The organism is Aquincola tertiaricarbonis, assembly GCF_000969605.1.
Classification (GTDB): Bacteria; Pseudomonadota; Gammaproteobacteria; order Burkholderiales; family Burkholderiaceae_C; genus Aquincola; species Aquincola tertiaricarbonis.
The window spans coordinates 85,691-110,884 of record NZ_JZUE01000017.1; the positions used below are offsets into that span (position 1 = coordinate 85,691).

The following is a 25,194-nucleotide window of genomic DNA, read 5'->3' on the forward strand; positions in this document are numbered from 1 at the left end:
CGAACAGGTGCCCCATGGTGGTCAGAGACAACTACACCTTCAGCGAGCTCGAACAGTGGCTCAACAAGAACCGCGTGACGGAGATCGAGTGCCTGGTGCCCGACCTCACCGGCGTGGCGCGCGGCAAGATCCTGCCGCGCGAGAAGTTCACCGAGGACCGCGGCATGCGGCTGCCCGAGGCCGTGGTGGCCATGGGCGTGACCGGTGAGTTCCCGGAAGAAGGCCCCTATTACGACGTGATCAACCCCACCGACCGCGACATGCACCTGCGGCCGGACCCCACCACCGTGCGCATCGTGCCCTGGGCCACCGATCCCACGGCCCAGGTGATCCACGACTGCTTCGACCGCGAGGGCACGCTGGTGCCCTTCGCGCCGCGCTCGGTGCTGCGCCGGGTGTGCGACCTGTTTGCCATCGAGGGCTGGGAGCCGGTGGTCGCGCCCGAGCTGGAGTTCTACCTGGTCGACCGCAACACCGACCCCGACGTGCCGTTGAAGGCACCCATCGGCCGCAGCGGCCGCGCCGAGACCTCGCGCCAGGCCTATTCCATCGACGCGGTCAACGAGTTCGATCCGCTGTTCGAGGACGTGTACGCGTACTGCGAGAAGATGGAGCTGAACGTCGACACGCTGATCCACGAGGTGGGCGCCGGGCAGATGGAGATCAACTTCTTCCATGCCCACCCGCTGGGGCTGGCCGATGAGGTGTTCTTCTTCAAGCGCACGGTGCGCGAGGCGGCGATGCGCCACGGCATGTTCGCCACCTTCATGGCCAAGCCGATCGCCGGCGAGCCCGGCAGCGCGATGCACGTGCACCAGAGCATCGTCAGCCAGGCCACCGGACGCAACCTGTTCAGCAACGAGGACGGCACGCCCAGCCGCGAGTTCCACTGGTACATCGGTGGGCTGCAGAAGTACATCCCGGCGGCGATGGCGCTGTTTGCGCCGTACGTGAACAGCTACCGCCGGCTGGTGCGCAGCAATGCGGCGCCGATCAACATCCAGTGGGGCACCGACAACCGCACCGTGGGCATCCGCAGCCCGGTGGCGGTGCCGGCCGCGCGGCGGGTGGAAAACCGCGTGATCGGCGCCGACGCCAATCCCTACGTGGCGCTGGCGGCCACGCTGGCCTGCGGCTACCTGGGCATCAAGAACAAGATCGAGCCGACGCCGGAGTGCAAGGGCGACGCCTACCTGGGCGAGTTCTCGCTGCCGCGCAGCCTGGGCGAGGCGCTGCACCTTCTGCGCGCCGAGAAGGACCTGGCCGAGGTGTTGGGCGAGGCCTTCGTCACCGTCTACACCGAGGTGAAGGAGATCGAGCACGCCGAGTTCATGAAGGTGATCTCGCCGTGGGAGCGTGAACACCTCCTGCTTCACGTTTGAGCGAGCACGCCATGACCACCATGAACACCCGCACCACCCAGCAATGGCAGGCCGCCGACGCGGCGCACTTCCTGCACCCGTTTACCGACTTCCAGGCGCTGGCGAAGAAGGGCTCGCGCATCATCACCAGGGCCGACAACATCTACCTCACCGACAGCGACGGCCACCGCATCCTGGATGCGATGAGCGGGCTGTGGTGCGTCAACGTGGGCTACGGCCAGCAGGCGCTGATCGACGCGGCCACGCGGCAGATGACGCAGCTGCCCTTCTACAACGCCTTCTTCCAGACCGCCACGCCGCCGGCCATCGAGCTGGCCGAGCTGCTGGCCGAGGTGAGCCCGCCGGGCTTCAGCCGGGTGTTCTACAGCGGCTCCGGCTCCGAAGGCAACGACACCATCGTGCGCATGGTGCGCCGCTACTGGGACGTGCTGGGCCAGCCGCAGCGCAGCGTCATCCTGAGCCGCCACAACGCCTACCACGGCTCCACCATGGCCGGCGCCTCGCTGGGCGGCATGAGCGGCATGCATGCCCAGGGCGGCCTGCCGATCCCGGGCATCCAGCACATCGAGCAGCCCTACTGGTTCGAGCATGGCGGCAGCATGAGCCGCGAGGAATTCGGCCGCGTGGCCGCCGGCTGGCTCGAGCAGAAGATCCTGGCCGTGGGCCCCGACAAGGTGGCCGCCTTCATCGGCGAGCCGGTGCAGGGCGCGGGCGGCGTCATCGTGCCGCCCGAGACCTACTGGCCCGAGATCCAGCGCATCTGCGACCAGTACGGCGTGCTGCTGGTCAGCGACGAGGTGATCTGCGGCTTCGGCCGCACCGGCCACTGGTTCGGCTGCCAGCGCTTCGGCGCCCGCCCCGACCTGATCACCTTCGCCAAGGGCGTGACCTCGGGCTACATACCGCTAGGTGGCGTAATGGTGGGCGACCGGGTGGCCCAGGTGCTGATCGAGCAGGGCGGCGAGTTCGAGCACGGCTACACCTATTCCGGCCATCCGGTGGCCTGCGCGGTCGCCATTGCCAACATCCGCCTCATCCAGCAGCTGGGCCTGGTGCAGCAGGTGCACGACGACACCGGCCCCTACCTGGCCGCGCTGTACCAGAAGCTGGCCGACCACCCGCTGGTGGTGGAGACGCAGACCTGCGGCCTGATGGCCGCGCTGCAGCTCGGCCGGCGCGACGGCCGGGGCACCGGCACCCGCGGCCAGCGCTTCGACGAGGCGCTGTCGGTGGGCATGGTGTGCCGCGGCCACTGCTTCGCCAACGGGCTGATCATGCGCGCGGTGGGCGACCGCATGATCATCGCGCCGCCGCTGGTGATCACCCGGGCGCAGATCGACGAGATGGCGGTGCTGATCCGCCGCTGCCTGGACCTGACGCTGGAGGACTGCCACCGCAACCGGTGGCTGTGAGCCGGGGCTCTAAACTGGCGCCACCCATTCCCCGATCCAGGAGCCCTGCCGCCATGAAGTCCGTGTTTCGTCGAAGCCTGAGCGCCCTTGCGCTGTCCCTGATCGCGGCCGCGGCCGGCGCCCAGGAGAAGGTGGTCAACGTCTACAACTGGGCCGACTACATCGCCGAGGACACGATCCGGAATTTCGAGAAGGAAACCGGCATCAAGGTCCGCTACGACAACTTCGACAGCAACGAGGCGCTGCATGCCAAGCTGGTGGCCGGCCGCTCGGGTTACGACGTGGTGGTGCCCGGCTCGCACTTCGCCAAGCTGCAGATCCAGGCCGGCCTGCTGATGAAGCTGGACAAGAGCAAGCTGCCCAACCTGAAGAACCTGGATCCCGCCATCCAGGCGCAGCTGGCCAAGGTGGACCCCGGCAACGAGCACCTGGTCGACTGGCTGTGGGGCTACACCACCGTGGGCATCAATGCCGACAAGGTCAAGGCCGCGCTGGGCAGCATGCCGATGCCCGACAACGCCTGGGACCTGGTGTTCAAGCCCGAGTACGCGAGCAAGCTCAAGGCCTGCGGCATCACCTTCCTCGACTCGGCCTCCGAAGTGCTGCCCATCGCGCTGAAGTACATCGGCAAGGATCCGTACAGCAACGCCGCGGCCGACTACACCGCCGCCGGCGACATGCTGAAGAAGGTGCGGCCCTTCGTCACCCGCTTCGCCGGATCCGGTTCCGACTACATCGACCAGATGGCGCGCGGCAACATCTGCGCGGTGGTGGGCTGGTCGGGCGACATCATGATCGCCAAGAACAAGAGCGCGCAGGCCAAGAAGCCGCAGAACCTGCAGGTGCTGCTGCCCAAGACCGGCGGCCTGCTGTTCTTCGACACCATGGCCATCCCCAAGGACGCGCCCAACGCCGACAACGCGCACGCCTTCATCAACTACATCATGAAGCCCGAGGTGCATGCGTCGCTGACCAACGCGGTGTTCTATGCCAACCCGAACAAGGCCTCGCTGCCCTTCGTCAAGCCCGAGATCGCCAAGGACAAGGCGGTGTTCGTGGACGAGGCCGGGCTGGCGTCGATGATCCCGCCGGGCTCGCCCGACCAGGCCACGCGGCGGCTGATCACCCGCACCTTCACCAGCTTCAAGGCCAACCGCTGATGCAGGCCGGGGCCGCCACGCCCGGGCCACGGCCCGCGCGGCGGCCCGCATCTTGCTGATCCCGCAGGCCGATCAGAATCCCCTGCCCTCCCAGCATCACCCGGAGACTGCCTGATGAAACGACCCGCCCCTGTCCTGCTGCGCACCCTCGGCGCCCTGGCGCTGTCCGTCGCGGTCCTGCCCGCCGCGCAGGCGCAGGAAGAGAAGGTGCTCAACGTCTACAACTGGTCCGACTACATCGCCGAGGACACGATCGCCAACTTCGAGAAGGAGACGGGGATCAAGGTGCGCTACGACAACTTCGACAGCAACGAGGTGCTGCACGCCAAGCTCGTGGCGGGCAAGACCGGCTACGACATCGTGGTGCCTTCGTCCTACTGGGCCAAGCTGCAGGCCGACGGCGGGCTGCTGCAGAAGCTGGACAAGAGCAAGCTACCCAACCTGAAGAACCTGGACCCGGCGCTGCAGGCGCAGCTGGCCAAGCTCGATCCCGGCAACCAGTACGGCGTGAACTGGCTGTGGGGCTACACCACCGTGGGCATCAACGTCGACAAGGTCAAGGCCGCACTGGGCGGCATGCCGATGCCCGACAACGCGTGGGACCTGGTGTTCAAGCCCGAGTACATCAGCAAGCTCAAGAGCTGCGGCGTGAGCTTCCTCGATTCGCCCACCGAGGTGGTGCCGGCCGCGCTGCACTACCTGGGCAAGCCGGCCTACAGCCGCAACCAGGCCGACTACGCCGGCGTGGGCCCGCTGCTCAAGACCATCCGGCCCCACGTGACGCTGTTCAGCTCCTCGGGCTACATCAACGACATGGTCAGCGGCAGCATCTGCGTGGCGCTGGGCTGGTCGGGCGACATCAACATCGCCCGCCAGCGCGCCATCGACGGCAAGACCGGCCAGAAGATCGAGGCGCTGATTCCTAAGACCGGCGGCATCCTGTTCTTCGACATGATGGTGATCCCGGCCGACGCGCCGCGGCCCGACAACGCGCACAAGTTCATCAACTACATCCTGCGGCCCGAGGTGGCGGCCGGCCTCACCAACAAGGTGAACTACGCCAACCCCAACCTCGAGTCGCGCAAGCTGGTCAAGCCCGAGGTGGCCAACAACCCGTCGGTCTTCCTGAGTGCGAGCGACCTGGCGACGATGCAGGCCCCCGACGCGCTGACCAGCGACATCCGCCGCACGATGACGCGGCTCTATACCTCGTTCAAGACCGGCATGTAGGCGCCGGCGGCCGCGGGCGGGAGGGTTCCCGCGGCCTGACCTTTCGACAACACAAGAAAACACACCAGGAGCCGGACACCCATGAGTGGCGCTGTGCCCGCGCAGGAAGACTTCCTGCGGATCGAGGACGTGGTCAAGGACTTCGGCGGCACCATCGCCGTCAACCACGTCAGCCTGTCCATCGCCAAGGGCGAGATCTTCGCCCTGCTCGGCTCTTCCGGCTGCGGCAAGTCCACCTTGCTGCGCATGCTGGCCGGCTTCGAGACACCCACCTCGGGCCGCATCGTGCTGGACGGCCAGGACCTGGCCGGCCTGCCGCCCTACGAGCGGCCGATCAACATGATGTTCCAAAGCTATGCGCTGTTTCCGCACCTGACGGTGTGGGACAACATCGCCTTCGGCCTCAAGCGCGACGGCATGGCGCGTGATGCCATCGCCGAGCGCGTGGAGCAGATGCTGAAGCTGGTGCAGCTGGACAAGTTCGCCCGCCGCAAGCCGCACCAGCTCTCGGGTGGCCAGCAGCAGCGGGTGGCGCTGGCGCGCAGCCTGGCCAAGCGGCCGCAGCTGCTGCTGCTGGACGAGCCGCTGGGCGCGCTGGACAAGAAGCTGCGCGAGGAAACCCAGATCGAGCTGGTGAACATCATCGAGGAGGTGGGCGTCACCTGCGTGATGGTGACGCACGACCAGGAAGAGGCGATGACCATGGCCTCGCGCATCGCGGTGATGACCGAGGGCCGCATCGCCCAGGTGGGCGCGCCCGGCGAGGTGTATGAGACGCCGGCCAGCCGCTTCGTGGCCGACTTCATCGGCAACGTGAACCTGATGCCCGGCACGCTGGTGGACGACCAGCCCGACTCGGTGCTCATCGAATGCGCGGACTGCACCCACTACGTGGGCCACGGCATCACCGGCACCGAGGGCATGCCGGTGACGGTGGCGCTGCGGCCGGAGAAGATCCTGGTCACGCGCGAGGAGCCCGCGGGCCCGCACGATCCGCACAACAAGGTGCGCGGCGTGGTCAAGGAGATGGCCTACTTCGGCGCCTTCACCGTCTACCGCCTGGCGCTGCCGGGCGGCGGCATGCTGAAGGCGAGCCAGATGAATGCCGAGCGGCATGCCGAGGATCCGCTCACCTGGGGCGACGAGGCCTGGGCCAGCTGGTCGCCCTCGGCCCAGGTCGTGCTCACGCAGTGAAGGCCGCGCGATGAGCACCGATCTTCCGCTCCACTGGTGGCAGCGCATGGGCCTGCGCGGGCGCACGGCCGTCATCGGCCTGCCCTACCTGTGGCTGCTCGTGTTCTTCCTGCTGCCCTTCCTCATCGTGCTGAAGATCAGCATCTCCGAGATGGAGAACGTGACCTTCAAGGACCTGGTCACGTATGTGGAAGGCACGCTGCAGGTCACCGTCAAGCTGGGCAGCTACCTCTTCATCGCCGAGGACGACCTCTACTTCCTCACCTACCTGCGCAGCCTCAAGTACGCGGCCGTCACCACGCTGCTGTGCCTGGCCATCGGCTATCCGTTCGCCTACTTCATGGCCCGCGCCAAGCCCGGCACGCAGGCCGCGCTGGTGATGCTGGTGATGCTGCCCTTCTGGACCAGCTTCCTGCTGCGGGTGTATGCCTGGAAGGGCCTGCTGGGCAACGGCGGGCTGATCGCCGACCTGATCATCGGCAGCGGGCTGGACCGGCTGCTGGCCGCCAGCGGCTTGATCGCCACGCCGGGCAACCTGATGAACACGCCGTTCTCGCTGGTGCTGGGCATGACCTACACCTACCTGCCCTTCATGATCCTGCCCCTCTTCGCCAACCTCTCGAAGATGGACCTGCGGCTGCTGGAAGCCGCCACCGACCTGGGCGCCACGCCCTGGGTGGCCTTCTGGAAGGTGACGGTGCCGCTGTCCAAGGCCGGCATCATCGCGGGCTCGATGCTGGTGTTCATCCCGTGCGTGGGCGAATTCGTCATCCCCGAGCTGCTCGGTGGGCCGGAGACGCTGATGATCGGCCGCGTGCTGTGGGACGAGTTCTTCAGCAACAACGACTGGCCGATGGCTTCCGCCGTGGCGGTGGTGATGATCCTGCTGATCATCGTGCCGCTGGCGCTGTTCAACCGATACCAGGCCGAAGCGCAGGAGGGGGCGAAATGAGCAGGGCCGCACTGGGGCCGCGGGTGGCGCGGCATGTGGGCAAGGCCTGGCTGGCCGCGGGCTTCCTGTTCCTGTACCTGCCCATCGTCACGCTGGTCGTCTACTCGTTCAACGACTCGCCGGTGCCCAACCAGTGGGCAGGCTTCACCACGCGCTGGTATGCGGCGCTGGCGAAGGACACGGAGATGATCAACGGGCTGTGGCTCAGCCTGAAGATCGCCTTCTTCACCGCCACCGGCGCGGTGGTGCTGGGCACGCTGGCCGCCTTCGCGCTGGTGAAGTACCGGCGCTTCTCGGGCCGCACGGTGTTCAGCGGCATGGTGAGCGCACCACTGGTGATGCCGGAGGTGATCGTCGGGCTGTCGCTGCTGCTGTTCCTGGTGTCGGTGCAGCGCGGCACCGAGGCGATGTTCGGCACCGGCTGGCCCGACCGCGGCGCCCTCACCATCTGGCTGGGCCACCTGCTGGTGGGCATGGCCTACGCCACGGTGGTGATCCAGTCGCGGCTGCAGGACCTGAACCCGCAGCTGGAAGAAGCGGCGATGGACCTGGGGGCACGGCCTTCGCAGGTGTTCCGGCTGGTCACGCTGCCGATGATCACCCAGGCGCTGCTCTCGGCCTGGCTGCTCACCTTCACCATCTCGCTGGACGACGTGGTGCTGTCGGCCTTCCTGTCGGGGCCCGGCTCCACCACGCTGCCGCTGGTGATCTTCTCGCGCGCCCGGCTGGGCGTGAACCCCAGCGTGAATGCGATGGCCACGGTGATCATCACGGTGGTGGCCATCGGGGTGATCGTGGCCAGCTACCTGATCGCACGTGCCGAGCGCGAGCGCAGCAAGGCCGTCAACAAGGCGCGCAGCGAGGCGGGCTGAGTGCCGCCGCCGTCCTGCTTCAACCCCACACAACAACGTCGGTAGGAGAGAACGAATGAGCATGCCCCGCCCCCTGAACCTGCTGGCCGCCAGCATCGCGCTGGCCTTCGCGCTGCCGGCCGGCGCCCAGACCACCAACGAGCAGCTGCTGCAGGAGCTGCGCGAGCTGAAGGCCCGCGTCGGTGAGCTGGAGAAGAAGCTCAAGGATGCCGAGGGCAAGCTGCCGCCGGCCGGCGCCAGCTGGGGCATGACGCCCGACCAGGCCGCCGAGCTGAACCGGCTCACGGTGAAGACCGACGCGCTGGAAGAGAACAACGAGCGCTGGGGCTTCAAGGACCTGACGATCAGCGGCTACATCGAGCCGGCCTTCATCTGGAACAAGCTGCAGAACCGCTCGGGTTTCCAGTTCCTGAACCAGCAGTCCGACGGCTACTTCTACGACACCTCGTACATCGGTGCGGCGGTGCTCGACATCACCAAGGAGATGGAAGGCGGCACGATCTGGAAGCTGACGCTGTCGCCCAACCGCGGCGTGGGCGCGCTGATCGACGGCAACAGCATCATCCAGGAGGCCAGCGTGTCGGTGCCGCTGGGCGGGCTGCAGACGCGGCTGATCGCCGGGCAGATCCCCGACTGGTCGGGCTACGAATTCCAGCAGCCCACGCTCAACCCGTTCACCACCCACAACCTGCTGTACGACTTCACCCTGCCCGCCGGCTACACCGGCGTGGGCCTGACCCATGCCACCGGCAAGTGGCTGATGAAGGGCATGCTGGCCAACGTCAACACGCCCATCCGCGTGCCGGGCGAGAAGGCGCCGGCCATCGTCTACCGGGTGGACTATGCCAAGGGCGAGTTCGACGGCTTTGGCTTCGCCGGCCTGCACGGCAAGGCGCCCAACTACAACGGTGATGGCGACAGCACCACCGCGCACCTGTTCGAGGTGGACGGCTACTACATCCGCGGCGACTGGACCCTGCAGGGACAGGCCAGCGTGGGCCGGCAGAAGGCCGCGGCCATCACGCCCGATGCCGACGGCAACTACCGCGACGCCCGCTGGTGGGGCCTGTCGGGCCTGGTGGGCTACGCCGTCACCCCGCGGCTGCAGGCGCTGGTGCGGGCCGACTACATCAACAACAAGAAGAACGGCGGCGGGCTGTTCACCTACAACGGCTTCTACCTGCCCGAGGAAGGCGTCTACAACGACAGCCGCAACGGCATCGGCCCCGCGCCCGAGGGCAACCTGGACCGCGGCGCCAACCGCTATGCGCTCACCGTCGGCATGAAGTACGCCGTCAATCCCAGCACCACCTTCAAGGTGGAATACCGGCTGGACGGCGCCGACCGCGCCGTGTTCGAGGACGTGAAGACGGGTGAATTCAAGAAGCGCAACCACCTGCTGGGCACCTCGGTGGTGGTGGCCTTCTGATGAACCGGCCGGCCGCCACCGACTGGGCCGCCCGCGCCGCGGCCGCCACCTTCGATGGCCGCTGCCTGGTCGAGGGCGAGCGCCGCGCCGCCATGGATGGCGCCACCTTCGACAAGCATTCGCCGGTCGACGGCCGCCTGCTCGGCCCGGTGGCGCGTGGCCAGGCCGCCGACGTCGATGCCGCAGTGCGCAGCGCGCGCGCCGCCTTCGACGACGGCCGCTGGGCCCGCCAGCCGCCGGCCGCGCGCAAGAAGGTGCTGCAGCGCTTTGCCGAAGCCATCCTGGCCGCCGGCGAGGAACTCGCGCTGCTGGAAACGCTGGACATGGGCAAGCCCGTGGGCCACGCGTTGGCGGTGGACGTGCCGGCCACGGCGCGCGCCATCGGCTGGTATGCCGAGGCCATCGACAAGGTGTATGACGAGATCGCGCCCACCGGCCCGAATGCGCTGGCGCTGATCACGCGCGAGCCGATGGGCGTGGTGGGCAGCATCGTGCCCTGGAACTACCCGATGATCATGGCCGCCTGGAAGCTGGGCCCGGCGCTGGCCACCGGCAATTCCGTGGTGCTCAAGCCCAGCGAGAAGTCACCCTACACCGCGTTGCGCCTGGCCGAGCTGGCGCTGCAGGCCGGCCTGCCAGCCGGCGTCTTCAACGTGGTGCCCGGGTACGGCCACGAAGCCGGCGAGGCACTGGCGCTGCACATGGACGTGGACGCCATCGGCTTCACCGGCAGCACCCGCGTGGGCCGCAAGATGCTGGAATACGCCGGCCGCAGCAACCTGAAGCGGGTGTTCAACGAGCTGGGCGGCAAGTCGGCCTTCGTCGTCTTTCCCGACTTTGCCGACCTGCCGCGTGCCGCCAAGACGCTGGCCGGCAGCATCTTCTTCAACCAGGGCGAGAGCTGCAACGCACCCTCGCGCGTGCTGGTGCACGAGACCATCGCCGAGGAGTTCGTGCGCATCGTCGCCGCCGAGGCGCCCGCCTGGCAGCCCGGCGATCCGCTGGCCGCCGGCACCGCCATGGGTGCGCTGGTGGACCAGGGCCAGCTGGACACCGTGCTCGGCTACATCCAGGCCGGCCAGGACGAAGGCGCCCGGTTGGCCGCCGGCGGCCAGCGTGTGCGCGCCGACAGCGGCGGCTTCTACGTGCAGCCCACGGTGTTCGACGGCGTGGCCAACACGATGAAGATCGCCCGCGAGGAGATCTTCGGCCCGGTGGTCTCGGTGATCCGCTTCCGCGACGAGGCCGAGGCCATCGCCCTGGCCAACCAGAGCAGCTACGGCCTGCAGGCCAGCGTGTGGAGCGACAACCTGAACCGCGCCCACCGCGTGGCCCGCGCGCTGCGCGCCGGCACCGTGCACGTGAACCAATACGACGAGGACGACATCACCGTGCCCTTCGGCGGCTACAAGCAAAGCGGCAACGGACGCGACAAGAGCCTGCATGCGCTGGACAAGTACACCGAGCTGAAGACTACCTGGCTGCGCATCGACTCTTGACCGCCCCTGCCCTGACCCACCGCCCCGTCTGGATCGCCTATGCCTGCCTGGCCGCCAGCATGGCGCTGGTGGGCAGCTACGTCGGCTTGTCGAAACTGCTGGTGGCGGTGCTGCCGGTGTTCCTGCTGGCCTGGCTGCGCTTCGGCATCGCCGCGGTGGCGATGGCGCACTGGGTGCGGCGCCAGCCGGGCGAGGCGCCGCTCTCGCCACATGACCGCAAGCTGCTGTTCCTGGAAAGCTTCCTCGGCAACTTCCTGTTTTCCATCTGCATGCTGTTCGGCGTGGCGCTGAGCACGGCGCTGGCGGCGGGCGTGATCATGGCGGCCATTCCGGCGGCGGTGGCCATCCTGTCGCGCCTGTTCCTGAAGGAGCGCATCACGCCGCGGGTGGCCGCGGGCATCGCCTGCGCGGTGCTGGGCATCATGCTGGTGTCGATGAGCAAGGCAGCGCCCGGAGCGGCCGCCGGCTCGCTGCTGGGCAACCTGCTGCTGTTCGGCGCGGTGGTGTGTGAGGCCAGCTACGTGGTCATCGGCAAGCAGCTCACCGGCAATGTGTCGGCCAAGCGCATCAGCGCGCTGGTGAACCTGTGGGGCCTGGCGCTGGTGACGCCGCTGGGGCTGTGGCAGGCGCTGCGGTTCGACTTCGGCGGCGTGCCGCCGTCGATGTGGTGGCTGCTGCTGTTCTATGCGCTGGCCGCCAGCATGTGGACGGTGTGGCTGTGGATGACCGGGCTGCGGACCGTGCCGGCCTCCCGCGCCGGCGTGTTCACGGTGATGCTGCCGATCAGCGCTGCCGCAGTGGGCGTGCTGTTCCTGGGCGAGCGCTTCAGTCCCGCGCAGGCCGGTGCCTTCGCCCTCGCGTTGCTGGGCCTGGTGCTCGCCACCTGGCCGGGGCGCGCCGCGGCGGCCGACGCGCCCACGCGTTCCGGCTGAACTTGAGGCGGGCCATGCCCGCGTGTGGTGCAGCGGCCGCCTGCTTTTCCGCCGATCACCAAAGTGTGATAACCGGCAAATTCAGGCCATGAAGCGCGAACCTCCCAAAGCCCCCTTGCGGCTGGTGCCGGTGCTGGCCGGCGGCGGCACGCGCCTGCCGGCGCACGTGGGCGTGCTCACCGCGCTGCACCGCATGAACATCGAGGTGCCGCGGCTGGTGGGCGTGTCGGGCGGCAGCATCGTCGCTTCCCTGCATGCGGCCGGCTGGTCGCCCGAGCGGCTGCACCGGCTGGCGCTGGAGATCGAGTTCAGCCGCTTCAAGGGGTTTTCGCTGTACCAGCTGTTCTTCCACGGCGGGCTGACCAGCGGCGACACCTTCGAGCACTGGCTGGACGACCTGCTGGAAGGCGTTCGCTTCAAGGACCTGCCGCTGGACCTGGCGGTGGTGGCCACCGACGTGCGCCGCAGCGAGCCGGTGATCTTCGACCGCGAGCACACACCCGACTACAAGGTGGCGCGCGCGGTGCGCCACTCGATGGGCATACCGCTGCTGTTTGCCTTCCAGGCCCACGGCGACAAGCTGCTGGTGGACGGCAGCATCCTCAGCGAGGACGCCCTGCACCGCGACTGGGCCGGCGACAACACGCCGGTGTGCCTGTTCCGGCTGCGCGGCGAGAGTGCATCGGCCGACGACGAGGTGGCCCGCAAGCGGCCCTGGTTCCCGCTGCCGGGCTACATCCAGATGCTGATCCGCACCTTCATGACGACGATCTCGCGCGAGTTCGTCAACGCCCGCCACTGGCCGCGCACGGTGGTGGTGGACGTGGGCCGGCATTCCCCGGTGAACTTCAAGCTCACGCCGCAGGACAAGGAAGACCTGTTCCAGCGCGGCCTGGGCACCACGCTGGACGTGCTGCCGATCAAGTTCCCGGAGCTGGCGGCCGCCCTGGCCGCTCAGGCCCTGATCGACGCGGGCGCGGCCATGGTGGACAGCCTGGCCGGCGTGGCGCCGGCAACCCGTGCGGCCGAAGCCCGCTCGGCCACCGCCGCGGGCGGCATCGCCTTCAACGAGTGATCGCTCCACACCTGGCGCCACCTGCGGGCGCCGGGCGTGCCGTTCCACAGCCCGAGCATGTGGCGCGCCACCTGCGGCCAGGCACCGCCGCGCGCGATGTGGCTCGCCATGTAGGCCACCATCTGCGCTTCCACGTCTTCCCGCGTCAGGCCGGCGCGTGAGGCGTCGCCGAAGAAGCGCGCGTCCCAGTCGGCCATGAGCCAGGGCTCGTGGTAGGGCTGGCGGCCCAGCATCACGCCGTCCACCTGCTGCAGGTGCGCTTCGATCTCGTCGTGGGTCTTGACGCCGCCGTTGAGCACGATGGTGAGCTGCGGGAAGTCGCGCTTGAGCTGGTACACATGCTCGTAGCGCAGCGGCGGGATCTCGCGGTTTTCCTTGGGGCTCAGGCCCTGCAGCCAGGCATTGCGCGCATGCACGATGAAGACCTCGCAGCCGCCCTCGGCCACGGTGCCGACGAAGTCGCGCACGAAGCCGTAGCTCTCCTCCTGGTCGATGCCGATGCGGTGCTTGACCGTCACCGGCAGGTCCACCGCCTCGCGCATCGCGGCCACGCAGTCGCGCACCAGCGCCGGCTCGGCCATCAGGCAGGCACCGAAGGCACCGCGCTGGACCCGCTCGCTGGGGCAGCCACAGTTCAGGTTGATCTCGTCGTAGCCCCATTGCGAACCCAGGCGCGCGGCCTTGGCCAGGTCGTCGGGCTCGCTGCCACCCAGCTGCAGGGCCACCGGATGCTCCTCGTCGTTGAAGTCGAGGTGGCGCGGCACGTCGCCGAACAGCAGCGCGCCGGTGGTCACCATCTCGCTGTACACGCGGGTGTGGCGGGTGATCTGGCGGTGCAGCAGCCTGCAGTGGCGGTCGGTCCAGTCCATGCAGGGCGCGACGTTCAGGCGCCAGGGGGAGAAGTCGGTCTCGGGCGGCATGGCAGTGGGTTCAGGCGCGGGCTGCATTGGTGGCGATGCCATCGGCAAAGCGCGGCAGCAGTTCGTCCGGCAGATCGTGGCCCATGCCGTCGACCAGGTCCAGCGTGGCCTCGCGCAGCTTGAGCTTCAGGTCGAGCGCGGCGGCCGAGGGCAGCAGCGGGTCGGCGCGGCCGTGGATCAGGTGCACCGGCTGGCGGATGTCGCGCAGCCGGCGCGAACGGTCGCCGTCGGCCAGCACCGCCGCCATCTGCCGCGCCACGCCGGCCGGCCGGTAGGCGCGGTCGATGGAGGCGGTCACCCGCGCCCGCAGCGCCTCCTCCGTCGCCGGATAGGCCGGGCTGCCGATCAGCCGGAAGATGGCCTCCGCCCGCGCCACCAGGGTCGCGCGGTCGCGCCGCGGCGGCGGCTTGGCCATCATCGCGCGCTGCACCGGCCAGGCCGGGCGCGGCAGGTGGCGGGCGCCGCTGCTGGTCATCATCAGGGTCAGGCTCTTCATGCGCTGCGGCTGCTGCAGCGCCATGTGTTGGGCGATCATGCCGCCCATGGAGGCGCCGCACACATGGGCGTCGGCCACCTCCAGCGCATCCAGCACCGCCCAGGCATCCTGCGCCATGTCGGCCAGGGTGTAGGGCGCGTCGATCGGCAGGCGCAGCATGTGCCGCGTGGCGGCCCAGCCCAGGTTGGGCACGCCCAGGTGGTCGAAGCCGTCGGACAGGCCGGCGTCGCGGTTGTCCAGCCGGATCACGCGGAAGCCGCGCGACACCAGGCCATCGACCAGCGCCTGCGGCCAGCCGATGAGCTGCATGCCCAGGCCCATCACCAGCAGCAGCGGCGTGCCGTGGGCGGGCCCCTGCACATCCACCTGGATGCCGATGCCGTTGGCACGCAGCTTCATGCGCAGGCCTTGGCCGGCGCCGGGCCGCGGCGCAGCGCCACGGCTTCGTTGGCGATGAGCGCGGCCAGTACCAGGCCGCCGCCGCCCAGCACCGCCGGCGCGGGCGACTCGGTGGTGCCCAGCCAGGTCCAGGCCACGCCGAAGATGATCTCCAGCAGACCCAGCAGCGAGGCCTCCGGCGCGCGCAGCACCTTGCCGGCGGCCACCGCCAGCACGCAGGGAATGGCCAGCTGAACCACGCCCAGCATCGACAACCAGCCGATGTCGCTGGCCGAGGCCTGGAACGGCAGCGACAGCGGCAGCGTGAGCACGGACGACAGCACCGCGCCGATCAGCACCGCCGGCGTCATGTCGCGCGGGCCGTCGGCCGCGGGCCCGGCCGCGGTGCGGGCATTGAGCTGCAGCAGCGTCCACATCGTGGCGCCGGCGATCGGCACGCTCAGCGCGACCAGCGTGCCCAGTGCATCGCGCCCGGTTCCACCGCCCACCTGCGAGCCGTACATCCAGGCCACGCCGATGCCGGCCACCACGATGGCGGCCCAGGTGCGGCCGGGCAGCCGCTGGCCCAGCACCACGCGCGAGATGAGCGCGGTGAACAGCGGCGCCAGCGACATCGTGATGAGCACGTTGGCCACGGTGGTCAGCGTGAGCGCCACCATGAAGGAGGTGAACATCACCGTCCAGCACAGGCCCGACAGCCACAGCACCCGGCCGCCGTGGCGCACCTGTTGCCACAGCGGGCCGAAGCCTCGCTGCCAGCCCAGCAGCAGCGCGAGCGCCACCGCATTGGCGGCGCTGCGCCAGAAGGTCAGCTCGAAGCTGCCGGCGGTGTCGAGGTGGCGCGTGACCACCCCGGCGATGCTCCACAGCAGCGTGACCAGCAGCATCGTGGCCACGGCCCGACGGTGCGTCACGACGACCGCGCCCGGATCAGTTCGCTTCGCGCGAGGCGCGCTTGCGCTCGTGCTCGCTCAGGTGGCGCTTGCGCAGCCGCACCGACTTGGGCGTGATCTCCACCAGCTCGTCGTCCTCGATGAACTCCACGCCGTATTCCAGCGTGAGGTCGATCGGCGGCGTGATCTTGATCGCGTCTTCCTTGCCGCTGACGCGGAAGTTGGTCAGCTGCTTGGTGCGGGTGGCATTGACCACCAGGTCGTTGTCGCGGCTGTGGATGCCGACGATCATGCCTTCGTACACCGGGTCGTTCGGCTTGACGAACATGCGGCCGCGGTCGTCCAGCTTGCCCAGGGCGTAGGTGAAGATCTCGCCGGCGTCCATCGAGATCAGCACGCCGTTCTTGCGGCCGGCGATCTCGCCCTTGTGCGGCTCGTAGCCGTCGAAGATGTTGCTGATCAGGCCCGAGCCGCGGGTCAGGTTCAGGAACTCGTTGGAGAAGCCGATCAGGCCGCGCGCCGGAATGCGGTACTCCAGGCGCACGCGGCCACGGCCGTCCGGCTCCATGTTCACCAGCTCGCCCTTGCGCTCGCCCAGGGCCTGCATCACGCCGCCCTGGTGGGCTTCTTCCACGTCGGCCGTCACCAGCTCGATCGGCTCGCACTTCTCGCCGTTGATTTCCTGGAACACCACGCGCGGCTTGCTCACGGCCAGCTCGTAGCCTTCGCGGCGCATGTTCTCCAGCAGGATGGTCAGGTGCAGTTCGCCGCGGCCGGCCACCTCGAAGATGCCGTCCTCGTCGGTTTCCTTCACGCGCAGCGCCACGTTGCTCTGCAATTCCTTCTGCAGGCGGTCCCAGATCTGGCGGCTGGTGACGAACTTGCCTTCGCGGCCGGCCAGCGGGCTGGTGTTGACGCAGAAGTTCATCGTCAGCGTCGGCTCGTCCACCTTCAGCATGGGCAGCGGCGCCGGGTTGGCGGGGCTGGTCACGGTCACGCCGATGCCGATGTCCTCGATGCCGTTGATCAGCACGATGTCGCCGGGGCCGGCTTCGGTCACCTGCACGCGGTCCAGGCCCTGGAAGGTCAGCACCTGGTTGATGCGGCCCTTGACGGTCTTGCCGTCCGGGCCTTCCATCACCAGCACGTCCATGCCGGGCTTGATGGTGCCCTGGCTGATGCGGCCCACGCCGATGCGGCCGACGAAGGTCGAGTAGTCGAGTGCCGAAATTTGAAGCTGCAGCGGCGCCTGCGGATCGCCCTTCTGCGGCGGCACGTGCTTGAGCACGGTGTTGAACAGGGCCGACATGTCGGGGCCCCACTGTTCGCCCGGCGCGCCTTCTTCCAGCGAGGTCCAGCCGTTGATGCCCGAGGCGTACACCACCGGGAAGTCGAGCTGCTCGTCGTTGGCGCCCAGCTTGTCGAACAGGTCGAAGGCGGCGTTGATCACCGCGTCGGGCTTGGCACCCGGCTTGTCGACCTTGTTCACCACCACGATGGGCTTCAGGCCGAGGGCCAGCGCCTTCTTGGTCACGAAGCGCGTCTGCGGCATCGGGCCTTCCTGGGCGTCGATCAGCAGCACCACGCCGTCGACCATCGACAGCGCGCGCTCCACCTCGCCGCCGAAGTCCGCGTGGCCCGGGGTGTCGACGATGTTGATGTGGGTGCCTTCCCAGCTCACGGCGCAGTTCTTCGCCAGGATGGTGATGCCCCGTTCGCGTTCGATGGCGTTGTTGTCCATCACGGTGTCGACGACCTTCTCGTGTTCGGCGAAGGTGCCGCTCTGGCGGAGCAGCTGGTCGACCATGGTGGTCTTGCCATGGTCCACGTGGGCGATGATGGCGATGTTGCGGATCTGCTTGGTCATGGAACGTTCTTTCAGGAAATCAGGCCCTGCACCTCGACGGGACTGAGCAGGCGGTCGGCGATCAATTCACCCGACGCAATGTGTGCGCTGCCGAGAAACGCACTCGGCTGCGGGCCGTACACGCGCACGGCGGGCGCATCGGCCAATCGCACGCGCCGTCGCAGGCCGGTAAGGAAACGACCGGCTTCGTCTTCCGGCAAGGCCACGCAGGGCCAGTCCGAAAGCAGCCAGTCGACGGGCTTCAGCAGCGCTTCGCGGGCCGCCTCGTCGAGCGCCGCGAGTTGTTCAAGCGTGACCGCGTCGGCCACCCGCAGCGGGCCGCTGCCGGTGCGCCGCAATGCGGACAGGTGGGCGCCGCATCCCAGCGCCTCGCCGATGTCCTGGCCCAGCGTGCGGATGTAGGTGCCCTTGCTGCAGCGCACGTCGATCACGAGCGTGTCAGCCTGCCAGTCGATGATGTCGATGGCGTGAATCGTCACCTGCCGCGGCTCGCGCTCCACCTCGATGCCGGCGCGCGCGTATTCATACAGCGCCTTGCCGTCGCGCTTCAGTGCCGAGTGCATCGGCGGCAGTTGCGAGATGGGGCCGGTGAAACGCGCGCAGGCGGCTTCGATGGCTGCGCGGTCCACCGCCACCGGGCGCTGCTGCAGCACGTCGCCCTCGGCATCGCCGGTGGTGGTGGTGCGGCCCAGCGCCAGCGTCGCGCGGTAGGCCTTGTCGGCGTCCAGGCTCACCTGGCTGAACTTGGTGGCTGCGCCGAAGCACAGCGGCAGCAGGCCGGTGGCCAGCGGATCGAGCGTGCCGGTGTGGCCGGCCTTCTCGGCGCGCAGCAGCCACTTGGCCTTCTGCAGCGCGTCGTTGCTCGACAGGCCGACCGGCTTGTCGAGCAACAACACGCCATGCAGCGCGCGGCGCTGGATGCGCTGGCGGGCCGGGCGCGGGCCGCGGCGGGGGGCACTGCGTACTGCGTCGTCCACGGTCAATCCTTGGCCTGTTGCTCGTTGGCCTGGCGGATGAGCGCATTCAGCTCGGCCGCACGTTCTGTGGTGCGGTCGAACTGGAAGTGCAGCGTGGGCACGGTGTGGATCTGCAACCGCTTGAACAAGCCGTTGCGGATGAACCCCGCCGCCTCGTTCAGCGCGGCCTGGCATTCGTCCGGGTCGCCCACCAGCAGCGAGAAGCGCACCGTGGCGTGGGCATAGTCGGGCGTGATGTCCACGCCGGTGACCGTCACCATGCCGATGCGCGGATCCTTCAGGTCGCGGATCAGCTCCGACACATCGCGCTGGATCTGGTCGGCGATCCGCAGGCTGCGGTTGGGTATCGCTTTCTTGTGTCGCATGAGGTTGTCCTTGCGGCCCTACAAGCACGAACCCCGCCACCTTGCGGGCGGCGGGGTTCGGGTGAAGAAGCCCGCCGTTGTTACAGCGTACGCGCCACTTCCTTGATCTCGAAGAATTCGAGCTGGTCGCCCTCGGCGATGTCGTTGTAGTTCTTCAGCTTGACGCCGCACTCGAAGCCTTCCTTGACTTCGCGCACATCGTCCTTCATCCGCTTCACCGAATCGACCTCGCCGGTGTAGATCACCACGTTGTCGCGCAGCAGGCGGAAGCGCGCGTCGCGGCGCACCACGCCCGCGGTGATCATGCAGCCCGCGACCGTACCGATCTTGGACGCCACGAACACCGTGCGGATCTCGGCCGTGCCGATGACTTCCTCGCGTTGTTCAGGCGCCAGCATGCCGGTCATCGCCGCCTTCATCTCGTCGACCGCGTCGTAGATGATGTTGTAGTAGCGCAGGTCGACGCCGTTGTTCTCGGCCAGCTTGCGGGCGCCCGCATCGGCACGCACGTTGAAGCCCACGATGACCGCCTTCGAAGCGATCGCCAGGTTGACGTCGTTCTCGCTGATGCCGCCCACCGCCGCGTGCACGATCTGCACCTTGACTTCGGCGGTGCTGAGCTTCTGCAGCGATTGCGACAGCGCTTCCTGCGAGCCCTGCACGTCCGCCTTGACGATCAGCGCCAGCGTCTGCGCCTGGCCTTCGCCCATGTTCTCGAACATGTTCTCCAGCTTGGCGGCCTGCTGCTTGTTCAGCTTCACGTCGCGGTAGCGACCCTGGCGGAAGGTGGCGATCTCACGTGCACGACGTTCGTCGGACAGCACCATGAAGTCGTCGCCGGCCTGCGGCACTTCGGTCAGGCCCTGGATCTCGACCGGGATCGACGGGCCGGCCTCGTTGGTCGGCTTGCCGTCCTCGTCCAGCATGGCGCGCACGCGGCCATAGCTGGAGCCGGCCAGCACCACGTCGCCACGCTTGAGCGTGCCCGACTGCACCAGCACCGTGGCCACCGGGCCGCGGCCCTTGTCCAGCTGCGCCTCGATCACGATGCCCTTGGCCGGCGCTTCCTTGGAAGCGGTCAGCTCCAGCACCTCGGCCTGCAGCAGCACCTGCTCCAGCAGGTCGTCGATGCCCTGGCCGGTCTTGGCCGACACCGGCACGAACGGCGATTCGCCACCGAATTCTTCCGGCACCACCTGCTCGGCCACCAGCTCGCTCTTCACGCGCTCGAGGTTGGCATCGGGCTTGTCGATCTTGTTGACCGCCACCACCAGCGGCACGCCGGCCGCCTTCGCGTGGTGGATGGCTTCCTTCGTCTGCGGCATCACGCCGTCGTCGGCCGCCACCACCAGGATGACGATGTCGGTGGCCTTGGCGCCACGGGCACGCATCGCGGTGAACGCCGCGTGGCCCGGGGTGTCCAGGAAGGTGATCATGCCGCGCGGCGTCTCGACGTGATAGGCACCGATGTGCTGCGTGATGCCGCCGGCTTCGCCTGCGGCCACACGGCTGCGGCGGATGTAGTCCAGCAGCGAGGTCTTGCCGTGGTCCACGTGGCCCATGACGGTGACCACCGGGGCGCGCGGCAGCAGCTCGGTGTCGACCGTGGCGTGCTCTTCCTCGAGGAAGGCTTCCGGGTCGTCCAGCTTGGCGGCCAGCGCCTTGTGGCCCATTTCCTCGACGAGGATCATGGCCGTTTCCTGGTCCAGCTGCTGGTTGATCGTGACCATCTGGCCCAGCTTCATCAGCTGCTTGATCACCTCGGCGGCCTTGACCGACATCTTGTGCGCCAGGTCGGCCACGCTGATGGTCTCGGGCACGTGCACCTCTTGCTGCACGAACTCCGCCGGCGGCTGGAAGTGCGAGCCACCGCCGTCGTTGCGGTCGCGGCCACCACGGCCACGCGGCGCGCGCCAGCCCGGGCGGCCGGCGGCCGGCCCGTCGGTGCGGCCCTTGGCCGCGGCGCTGCGCTTCTTGGCGTCGTCGGCCCAGCTGGACGAGAGCTTCTCGGACTTGACCGACTTCTTCTCGCCCGGCTTGGCGCCCGGCGCACCGGCACCGGCGGGCGCAGGCGCGCCCGGCTTGGCGGCCGGCTTGTGGATGGTGCCCTTGATGGCGTTCTCGGCCGACACCGCCGGCTTCGGCGGCTCTTCCGGCTTCTTCGCGATGAGCACCTTCTTGGGCGCATTCATCATGGCGCGGATGGCCGCGGCTTCGGCTTCGGCGGCACGGCGCCGCTTCTCCAGGTCGAGCATGCGCTGCTTCTCCGCGGCGTCGGTGTCGGCGGCCTTGACCACGCGCAGGCCAGGCTTGGGGGCTTCCGCCGGCGCGGCGGGCTTGGCAGGCGCGGCGGCAGCCGGTGCGGGCGCAGCGGCGGCGGGCGCCGATGCCGGCGCAGGCGCCGGGCTCGGTGCCTTGGCGGCTGCGGCGGCGGCTTCGGCGGCGGCCTTGGCGGCCGCAGCTTCGGCAGCGGCCTTCTCGGCGGCTTCGCGGGCACGGGCCTCTGCGGCTTCGCGCTCGGCGCGCTCCTGCTCCTCGCGCTGGCGACGCTTCTCGGCCAGCTCTTCTTCCTGGCGGCGGAGCTGCTCGGCCTGCTGCTGGGCTTCTTCCTCGCGGCGCTGCAGTTCCAGCGCCTCGTCGACCGGCGCGGGTGCACCTGCCTCTTCGCCGGCCGGCGCGTCGTCACGCTTGATGAAGGTGCGCTTCTTGCGCACTTCCACCTGGATGGTGCGGGCCTTGCCGGTGGAATCGGCCTGCTTGATCTCGCTGGTGCTCTTGCGCGTCAGCGTGATCTTCTTGCGGTCGCCGCCGGTGTTGCCGTGGCTGGTCCGCAGGAAGCCGAGCAGGCGTTCCTTGTCGGCGTCGGTGAGCTGATCGTCGGTGGAGACTTTGCGCACCCCGGCGGACTGCAGCTGCTCGAGCAGCGTCGCGGCCGGGCGGTTCAGCTCGGCGGCAAATTGGGCGACGGTGGTCACTGCCATTGTGAAGATCCTTGGAAAACGGGGGCGCGGGTGGCGTACTGGCGTTGGGCGATCAATCGATGTCCGTGAGGTGTCAGGCGGTGAACCAGTGTTCACGCGCCTTCATGATCAGCGCCTTGGCCTGGTCGGCATCCATGCCGGTCATGTCGGTGAGCTCGTCGACGGCCAGGTCGGCCAGGTCGTCGCGGGTGTGGACGCCGGCGTCCGACAACTTGGCGATCAGCTCGGAATTGAGGCCGTCGAGGTCGCGCAGATCCTGCGACACCTCCTCGACACTCTCCTCGCGGGCGATCTCCATCGTCAGCAGGGCGTCCTTGGCGCGGGTGCGCAGCTCGGTGACGGTGTCCTCGTCGAAGCTCTCGATCTCGAGCATCTCCTGCATGGGCACGTACGCCACTTCTTCCAGGCTGGTGAAGCCTTCGGCGATCAGGATCTCCGCCACTTCCTCGTCGACGTCGAGCTTCTCGACGAAGAGCTTGCGGATCACGTCGCTCTCGGCAGCCTGCTTGGCCTGCGATTCCTCGGCGGTCATGATGTTGATGCGCCAGCCGGTGAGCTCCGACGCCAGGCGCACGTTCTGGCCGCCGCGGCCGATGGAGATCGCGAGGTTCTCCTCGTCGACCACCACGTCCATCGCATGCGGCTCCTCGTTCACCACGATCGACTGCACATTGGCCGGGGCCAGCGCGCCGATGACGAACTGCGCCGGGTCCTCCGACCACAGCACGATGTCCACGCGCTCGCCGGCCAGCTCGTTGGTCACCGCGTTGACGCGCGAGCCCCGCACGCCGACGCAGGTGCCGATCGGGTCCACGCGCTTGTCGTGCGACACCACGGCGATCTTGGCGCGCGAGCCCGGATCGCGGGCGCAGCTCTTGATCTCGAGCAGGCCCTGCTCGATCTCCGGCACTTCCTGGGCGAACAGCTCGATCATGAAACCGGGCGCGCTGCGCGACAGCATGATCTGGGGGCCACGCACCGTGGGATCAACCCCTGCGATATAGGCCCGCACGCGGTCGCCGGTGCGCAGGTTTTCCTTCGGGATCATCTCGCTGCGCTTCAGGCGGCCTTCGACGCGGCCACTCTCCACGATGATGTCGCCCTTGTCCAGCCGCTTGACGGTGCCGACGAAGATCTTCTCGCCACGGGCGAGGAAGTCGTTCAGCAGCTGCTCACGCTCGGCGTCGCGGATCTTCTGCAGGATGACCTGCTTGGCGGCCTGCGCGCCGATGCGGCCGATGGGCACCGACTCGATCGGCTCCTCGATGTGGTCGTCGACCTCGATGTCGCCGATCTGCTCCTTCGCTTCGAAGAACAGGATCTCGGCGTCAGGGATCTGCAGGCCGGCTTCGTCCGGCACCACATGCCAGCGGCGGAAGGTCTCGTATTCGCCGGTGTCGCGGTCGATCTGAACGCGGATGTCCACCTCGCCGCCATGCAGCTTCTTGGTGGCGGAGGCCAGGGCCGCTTCGACGGCGCCGAACACGACGTCGCGCTCCACGCTCTTCTCGCGTGAAATCGCATCCACCAGCATCAACAGTTCGCGGTTCATTCTTCTGGACCTCCATGCACCTCGGGCTGCACAGGAGCAGCCGGGCGACCTTTGAAATTGACGACGGGAACGAGCCGCGCTTCGCGCACCTCATCGAGCGTGAAGTCGAGCGCCGGCTGCGTGTCCGCCCCGGCGGCACCGGCCGCAGCCTTCGCCTTGCTCGACTTGCCGCCAGTCTTGGCGCCGGCGCGCAACGGCGCACCCGCGTTGTCGTCCAGCAGCAAGCGCCACCCACCGTCACGCGACATCAGGATGCCGCGATACTTTTTGCGCCCCTGGAAAGGCAGTTTCAACGTGATGTCGATCGCCTCGCCGGCAAACCGCTCATAGTCGGCCGACTTTTTCAAAGGCCGATCGAGCCCCGGCGACGAAACTTCCAATCGTGCGTATTCGACGTTCTCGACTTCCAGCAGATACTGCAACTGCCGGGTGACAGCCTCACAATCCTCCACCGTCACGAACTCGGATGCACCCAAGCCCTCGGGGTAGGCGTGGCCCGCCACGCGGTCGATGGTGACGCGCAGCAACCCACCCCCCGTGCGTTCGAGGTCGACCAGGTCGTAACCCAGCCCAGTGACGGTACGTTCGACGGCAGACTGCCAAGTCATCTAAGAAAGCGTTCGAGCAAAAAAAAAGGGCAGGAACAGAATCCGCCCGGTTGGGAGCACACGGTGTTTCCAGGGAAATGCGGATTGTACTGCGGCAACCACGCTGCCGCCAAGAGGTGAATCCGTCGGCCGGTAAGGCCATGCCAGAATCACGGCCCTTTCCTGACCTGAGCTACGGAGACACCATGGGTTTTCTCGCCGGCAAGCGGCTGCTGATCACGGGCGTGCTGTCCAACCGTTCCATCGCCTACGGGATCGCCCGGGCCTGTCACCGTGAAGGGGCAGAACTGGCATTCAGCTACGTCGGCGAGCGTTTCAAGGACCGGATCACCGAATTCGCGAGCCATTTCGGCTCCACCCTCACCTTCGATTGCGACGTCGGCAGCGACGAGCAGATCGACAGGCTGTTCGCCGACCTGCGCAGCGCCTGGCCCGAAGGTTTCGACGGCCTGGTGCATGCCATCGGCTTCGCGCCGCGCGAGGCGATCGCCGGCGATTTCCTGGAAGGGCTGAGCCGCGAAGCCTTCCGCATCGCGCACGACATCTCCTCCTACAGCTTCCCCGCGATGGCCAAGGCCGCCGCCGGCCAGCTGCGCCCGAATGCCGCGCTGCTGACGCTGAGCTACCTGGGCGCCGAGCGGGCCGTGCCCAACTACAACACGATGGGCCTGGCGAAGGCTTCGCTGGAAGCCAGCGTGCGCTACCTGGCCGCCGGCCTGGGGCCCAGGGGCTGGCGCGTGAACGGCATCTCGGCCGGGCCGATCAAGACGCTGGCGGCCTCGGGCATCAAGGGCTTCGGCAAGATGCTGGACGTGGTGGAGCAGAACGCGCCGCTGCGCCGCAACGTGACGATCGACGACGTCGGCAACGTCGCGGCCTTCCTGCTGTCCGACCTGGCCGCCGGCGTCACCGGCGAGATCACCTATGTGGACTGCGGCTTCAGCCGCGTGATGGGCGGGCTGGCGGAGACGCCGGCGGCCTGACGGCGGCCCACGCCGG

General features: G+C 68.4%; 20 protein-coding genes and 1 pseudogene. 12 read left to right on the forward strand and 9 right to left on the reverse strand.

The window, feature by feature from the left end; genetic code table 11:
- Positions 1–14: 14 nt before the first annotated feature.
- The 11 genes and pseudogenes from VO99_RS18790 to VO99_RS31390 form a co-directional block, all read left to right on the forward strand.
- Entirely contained in the window at positions 15–1,382 is a 1,368-nt protein-coding gene (locus tag VO99_RS18790; RefSeq protein WP_046114441.1) for a glutamine synthetase family protein, read from the forward strand.
- 11 nt (positions 1,383–1,393) lie between these two features.
- The gene (locus VO99_RS18795) at positions 1,394–2,794 is read left to right on the forward strand and encodes an aspartate aminotransferase family protein (protein WP_375136407.1); all 1,401 of its coding nucleotides are present in this window, start codon (positions 1,394–1,396) and stop codon (positions 2,792–2,794) included.
- A 53-nt stretch (positions 2,795–2,847) separates the two neighbouring features.
- Positions 2,848–3,954 (forward strand): polyamine ABC transporter substrate-binding protein, encoded by a 1,107-nt coding sequence (locus VO99_RS18800; protein WP_046114442.1) that lies wholly within the window; start codon positions 2,848–2,850, stop codon positions 3,952–3,954.
- A 114-nt stretch (positions 3,955–4,068) separates the two neighbouring features.
- Positions 4,069–5,184, forward strand: a complete 1,116-nt coding sequence (locus VO99_RS18805; RefSeq protein WP_046114443.1) for a polyamine ABC transporter substrate-binding protein — start codon at positions 4,069–4,071, stop codon at positions 5,182–5,184.
- An 81-nt stretch (positions 5,185–5,265) separates the two neighbouring features.
- Positions 5,266–6,378 carry an ABC transporter ATP-binding protein gene (locus VO99_RS18810; RefSeq protein WP_046114444.1) on the forward strand — a complete coding sequence of 371 codons (1,113 nt, stop codon included), beginning with the start codon at positions 5,266–5,268 and terminating at the stop codon, positions 6,376–6,378.
- 10 nt (positions 6,379–6,388) lie between these two features.
- A complete protein-coding gene (locus VO99_RS18815) occupies positions 6,389–7,330 on the forward strand; it encodes an ABC transporter permease subunit (protein ID WP_046114445.1) in 942 nt (313 codons plus the stop codon).
- Positions 7,327–8,202, forward strand: coding sequence for an ABC transporter permease (locus tag VO99_RS18820; RefSeq protein WP_046114446.1), 876 nt, complete (start codon positions 7,327–7,329; stop codon positions 8,200–8,202). The genes VO99_RS18815 and VO99_RS18820 overlap by 4 nt, the downstream gene beginning before the upstream one ends.
- Positions 8,203–8,257: 55 nt before the next feature.
- Positions 8,258–9,631: a DUF3138 family protein gene (locus tag VO99_RS18825; RefSeq protein WP_052736449.1), complete on the forward strand. Its 1,374-nt coding sequence runs from the start codon at positions 8,258–8,260 to the stop codon at positions 9,629–9,631.
- The gene (locus VO99_RS18830) at positions 9,631–11,130 is read left to right on the forward strand and encodes an aldehyde dehydrogenase (protein ID WP_046114447.1); all 1,500 of its coding nucleotides are present in this window, start codon (positions 9,631–9,633) and stop codon (positions 11,128–11,130) included. Before VO99_RS18825 ends, VO99_RS18830 begins: the two co-directional genes overlap by 1 nt.
- Positions 11,127–12,062 (forward strand): DMT family transporter, encoded by a 936-nt coding sequence (locus tag VO99_RS18835; protein WP_083440735.1) that lies wholly within the window; start codon positions 11,127–11,129, stop codon positions 12,060–12,062. The genes VO99_RS18830 and VO99_RS18835 overlap by 4 nt, the downstream gene beginning before the upstream one ends.
- 88 nt (positions 12,063–12,150) lie before the next feature.
- Positions 12,151–12,657 (forward strand): annotated as a pseudogene (locus VO99_RS31390) (patatin-like phospholipase family protein); the annotation flags it as partial.
- Between the two features lie 359 nt (positions 12,658–13,016).
- On the opposite strand, the gene dusA reads toward VO99_RS31390, so the two are convergent.
- From dusA to rimP, 9 genes are all read right to left on the reverse strand, one after another.
- Entirely contained in the window at positions 13,017–14,057 is a 1,041-nt protein-coding gene (gene dusA / locus VO99_RS29680; protein ID WP_083440743.1) for a tRNA dihydrouridine(20/20a) synthase DusA, read from the reverse strand.
- A gap of 10 nt (positions 14,058–14,067) precedes the next feature.
- A complete protein-coding gene (locus VO99_RS18845) occupies positions 14,068–14,952 on the reverse strand; it encodes an alpha/beta fold hydrolase (protein ID WP_046114448.1) in 885 nt (294 codons plus the stop codon).
- Entirely contained in the window at positions 14,949–15,866 is a 918-nt protein-coding gene (locus VO99_RS18850; RefSeq protein WP_232315419.1) for a DMT family transporter, read from the reverse strand. Before VO99_RS18850 ends, VO99_RS18845 begins: the two co-directional genes overlap by 4 nt.
- A gap of 16 nt (positions 15,867–15,882) precedes the next feature.
- Positions 15,883–17,712, reverse strand: coding sequence for a translational GTPase TypA (gene typA / locus VO99_RS18855; protein WP_046114449.1), 1,830 nt, complete (start codon positions 17,710–17,712; stop codon positions 15,883–15,885).
- 11 nt (positions 17,713–17,723) lie between these two features.
- Positions 17,724–18,689, reverse strand: coding sequence for a tRNA pseudouridine(55) synthase TruB (truB, locus tag VO99_RS18860; protein ID WP_046114450.1), 966 nt, complete (start codon positions 18,687–18,689; stop codon positions 17,724–17,726).
- A gap of 2 nt (positions 18,690–18,691) precedes the next feature.
- A complete protein-coding gene (gene rbfA / locus VO99_RS18865; RefSeq protein ID WP_046114451.1) occupies positions 18,692–19,054 on the reverse strand; it encodes a 30S ribosome-binding factor RbfA in 363 nt (120 codons plus the stop codon).
- 80 nt (positions 19,055–19,134) lie between these two features.
- The gene (infB, locus tag VO99_RS18870) at positions 19,135–22,035 is read right to left on the reverse strand and encodes a translation initiation factor IF-2 (protein WP_046114452.1); all 2,901 of its coding nucleotides are present in this window, start codon (positions 22,033–22,035) and stop codon (positions 19,135–19,137) included.
- Between the two features lie 73 nt (positions 22,036–22,108).
- Entirely contained in the window at positions 22,109–23,587 is a 1,479-nt protein-coding gene (nusA, locus tag VO99_RS18875) for a transcription termination factor NusA (RefSeq protein ID WP_046114453.1), read from the reverse strand.
- Entirely contained in the window at positions 23,584–24,195 is a 612-nt protein-coding gene (gene rimP, locus VO99_RS18880; protein WP_046114454.1) for a ribosome maturation factor RimP, read from the reverse strand. The genes nusA and rimP overlap by 4 nt, the downstream gene beginning before the upstream one ends.
- A 185-nt stretch (positions 24,196–24,380) precedes the next feature.
- On the opposite strand from rimP, the gene fabI reads away from it, so the two are divergent.
- On the forward strand, positions 24,381–25,178 hold the full coding sequence (fabI, locus tag VO99_RS18885) for an enoyl-ACP reductase FabI (RefSeq protein ID WP_046114455.1): 798 nt from the start codon (positions 24,381–24,383) through the stop codon (positions 25,176–25,178).
- The last annotated feature ends 16 nt before the right edge of the window (positions 25,179–25,194 follow it).

Excerpts from the sequence above, each read along its gene's own strand:
- VO99_RS18820 (WP_046114446.1), top strand. The coding sequence starts at position 7,327 with ATGAGCAGGGCCGCACTGGGGCCGCGGGTGGCGCGGCATGTGGGCAAG.
- VO99_RS18795 (WP_375136407.1), top strand. The coding sequence starts at position 1,394 with ATGACCACCATGAACACCCGCACCACCCAGCAATGGCAGGCCGCCGAC.
- infB (WP_046114452.1), bottom strand. The coding sequence starts at position 22,035 with ATGGCAGTGACCACCGTCGCCCAATTTGCCGCCGAGCTGAACCGCCCG.
- VO99_RS18825 (WP_052736449.1), top strand. The coding sequence starts at position 8,258 with ATGAGCATGCCCCGCCCCCTGAACCTGCTGGCCGCCAGCATCGCGCTG.
- VO99_RS18845 (WP_046114448.1), bottom strand. The coding sequence starts at position 14,952 with ATGAAGCTGCGTGCCAACGGCATCGGCATCCAGGTGGATGTGCAGGGG.
- dusA (WP_083440743.1), bottom strand. The coding sequence starts at position 14,057 with ATGCCGCCCGAGACCGACTTCTCCCCCTGGCGCCTGAACGTCGCGCCC.
- VO99_RS18790 (WP_046114441.1), top strand. The coding sequence starts at position 15 with ATGGTGGTCAGAGACAACTACACCTTCAGCGAGCTCGAACAGTGGCTC.
- fabI (WP_046114455.1), top strand. The coding sequence starts at position 24,381 with ATGGGTTTTCTCGCCGGCAAGCGGCTGCTGATCACGGGCGTGCTGTCC.
- VO99_RS18830 (WP_046114447.1), top strand. The coding sequence starts at position 9,631 with ATGAACCGGCCGGCCGCCACCGACTGGGCCGCCCGCGCCGCGGCCGCC.
- VO99_RS18805 (WP_046114443.1), top strand. The coding sequence starts at position 4,069 with ATGAAACGACCCGCCCCTGTCCTGCTGCGCACCCTCGGCGCCCTGGCG.
- rbfA (WP_046114451.1), bottom strand. The coding sequence starts at position 19,054 with ATGCGACACAAGAAAGCGATACCCAACCGCAGCCTGCGGATCGCCGAC.
- VO99_RS18800 (WP_046114442.1), top strand. The coding sequence starts at position 2,848 with ATGAAGTCCGTGTTTCGTCGAAGCCTGAGCGCCCTTGCGCTGTCCCTG.
- nusA (WP_046114453.1), bottom strand. The coding sequence starts at position 23,587 with ATGAACCGCGAACTGTTGATGCTGGTGGATGCGATTTCACGCGAGAAG.
- VO99_RS18810 (WP_046114444.1), top strand. The coding sequence starts at position 5,266 with ATGAGTGGCGCTGTGCCCGCGCAGGAAGACTTCCTGCGGATCGAGGAC.
- VO99_RS18815 (WP_046114445.1), top strand. The coding sequence starts at position 6,389 with ATGAGCACCGATCTTCCGCTCCACTGGTGGCAGCGCATGGGCCTGCGC.
- rimP (WP_046114454.1), bottom strand. The coding sequence starts at position 24,195 with ATGACTTGGCAGTCTGCCGTCGAACGTACCGTCACTGGGCTGGGTTAC.
- typA (WP_046114449.1), bottom strand. The coding sequence starts at position 17,712 with ATGACCAAGCAGATCCGCAACATCGCCATCATCGCCCACGTGGACCAT.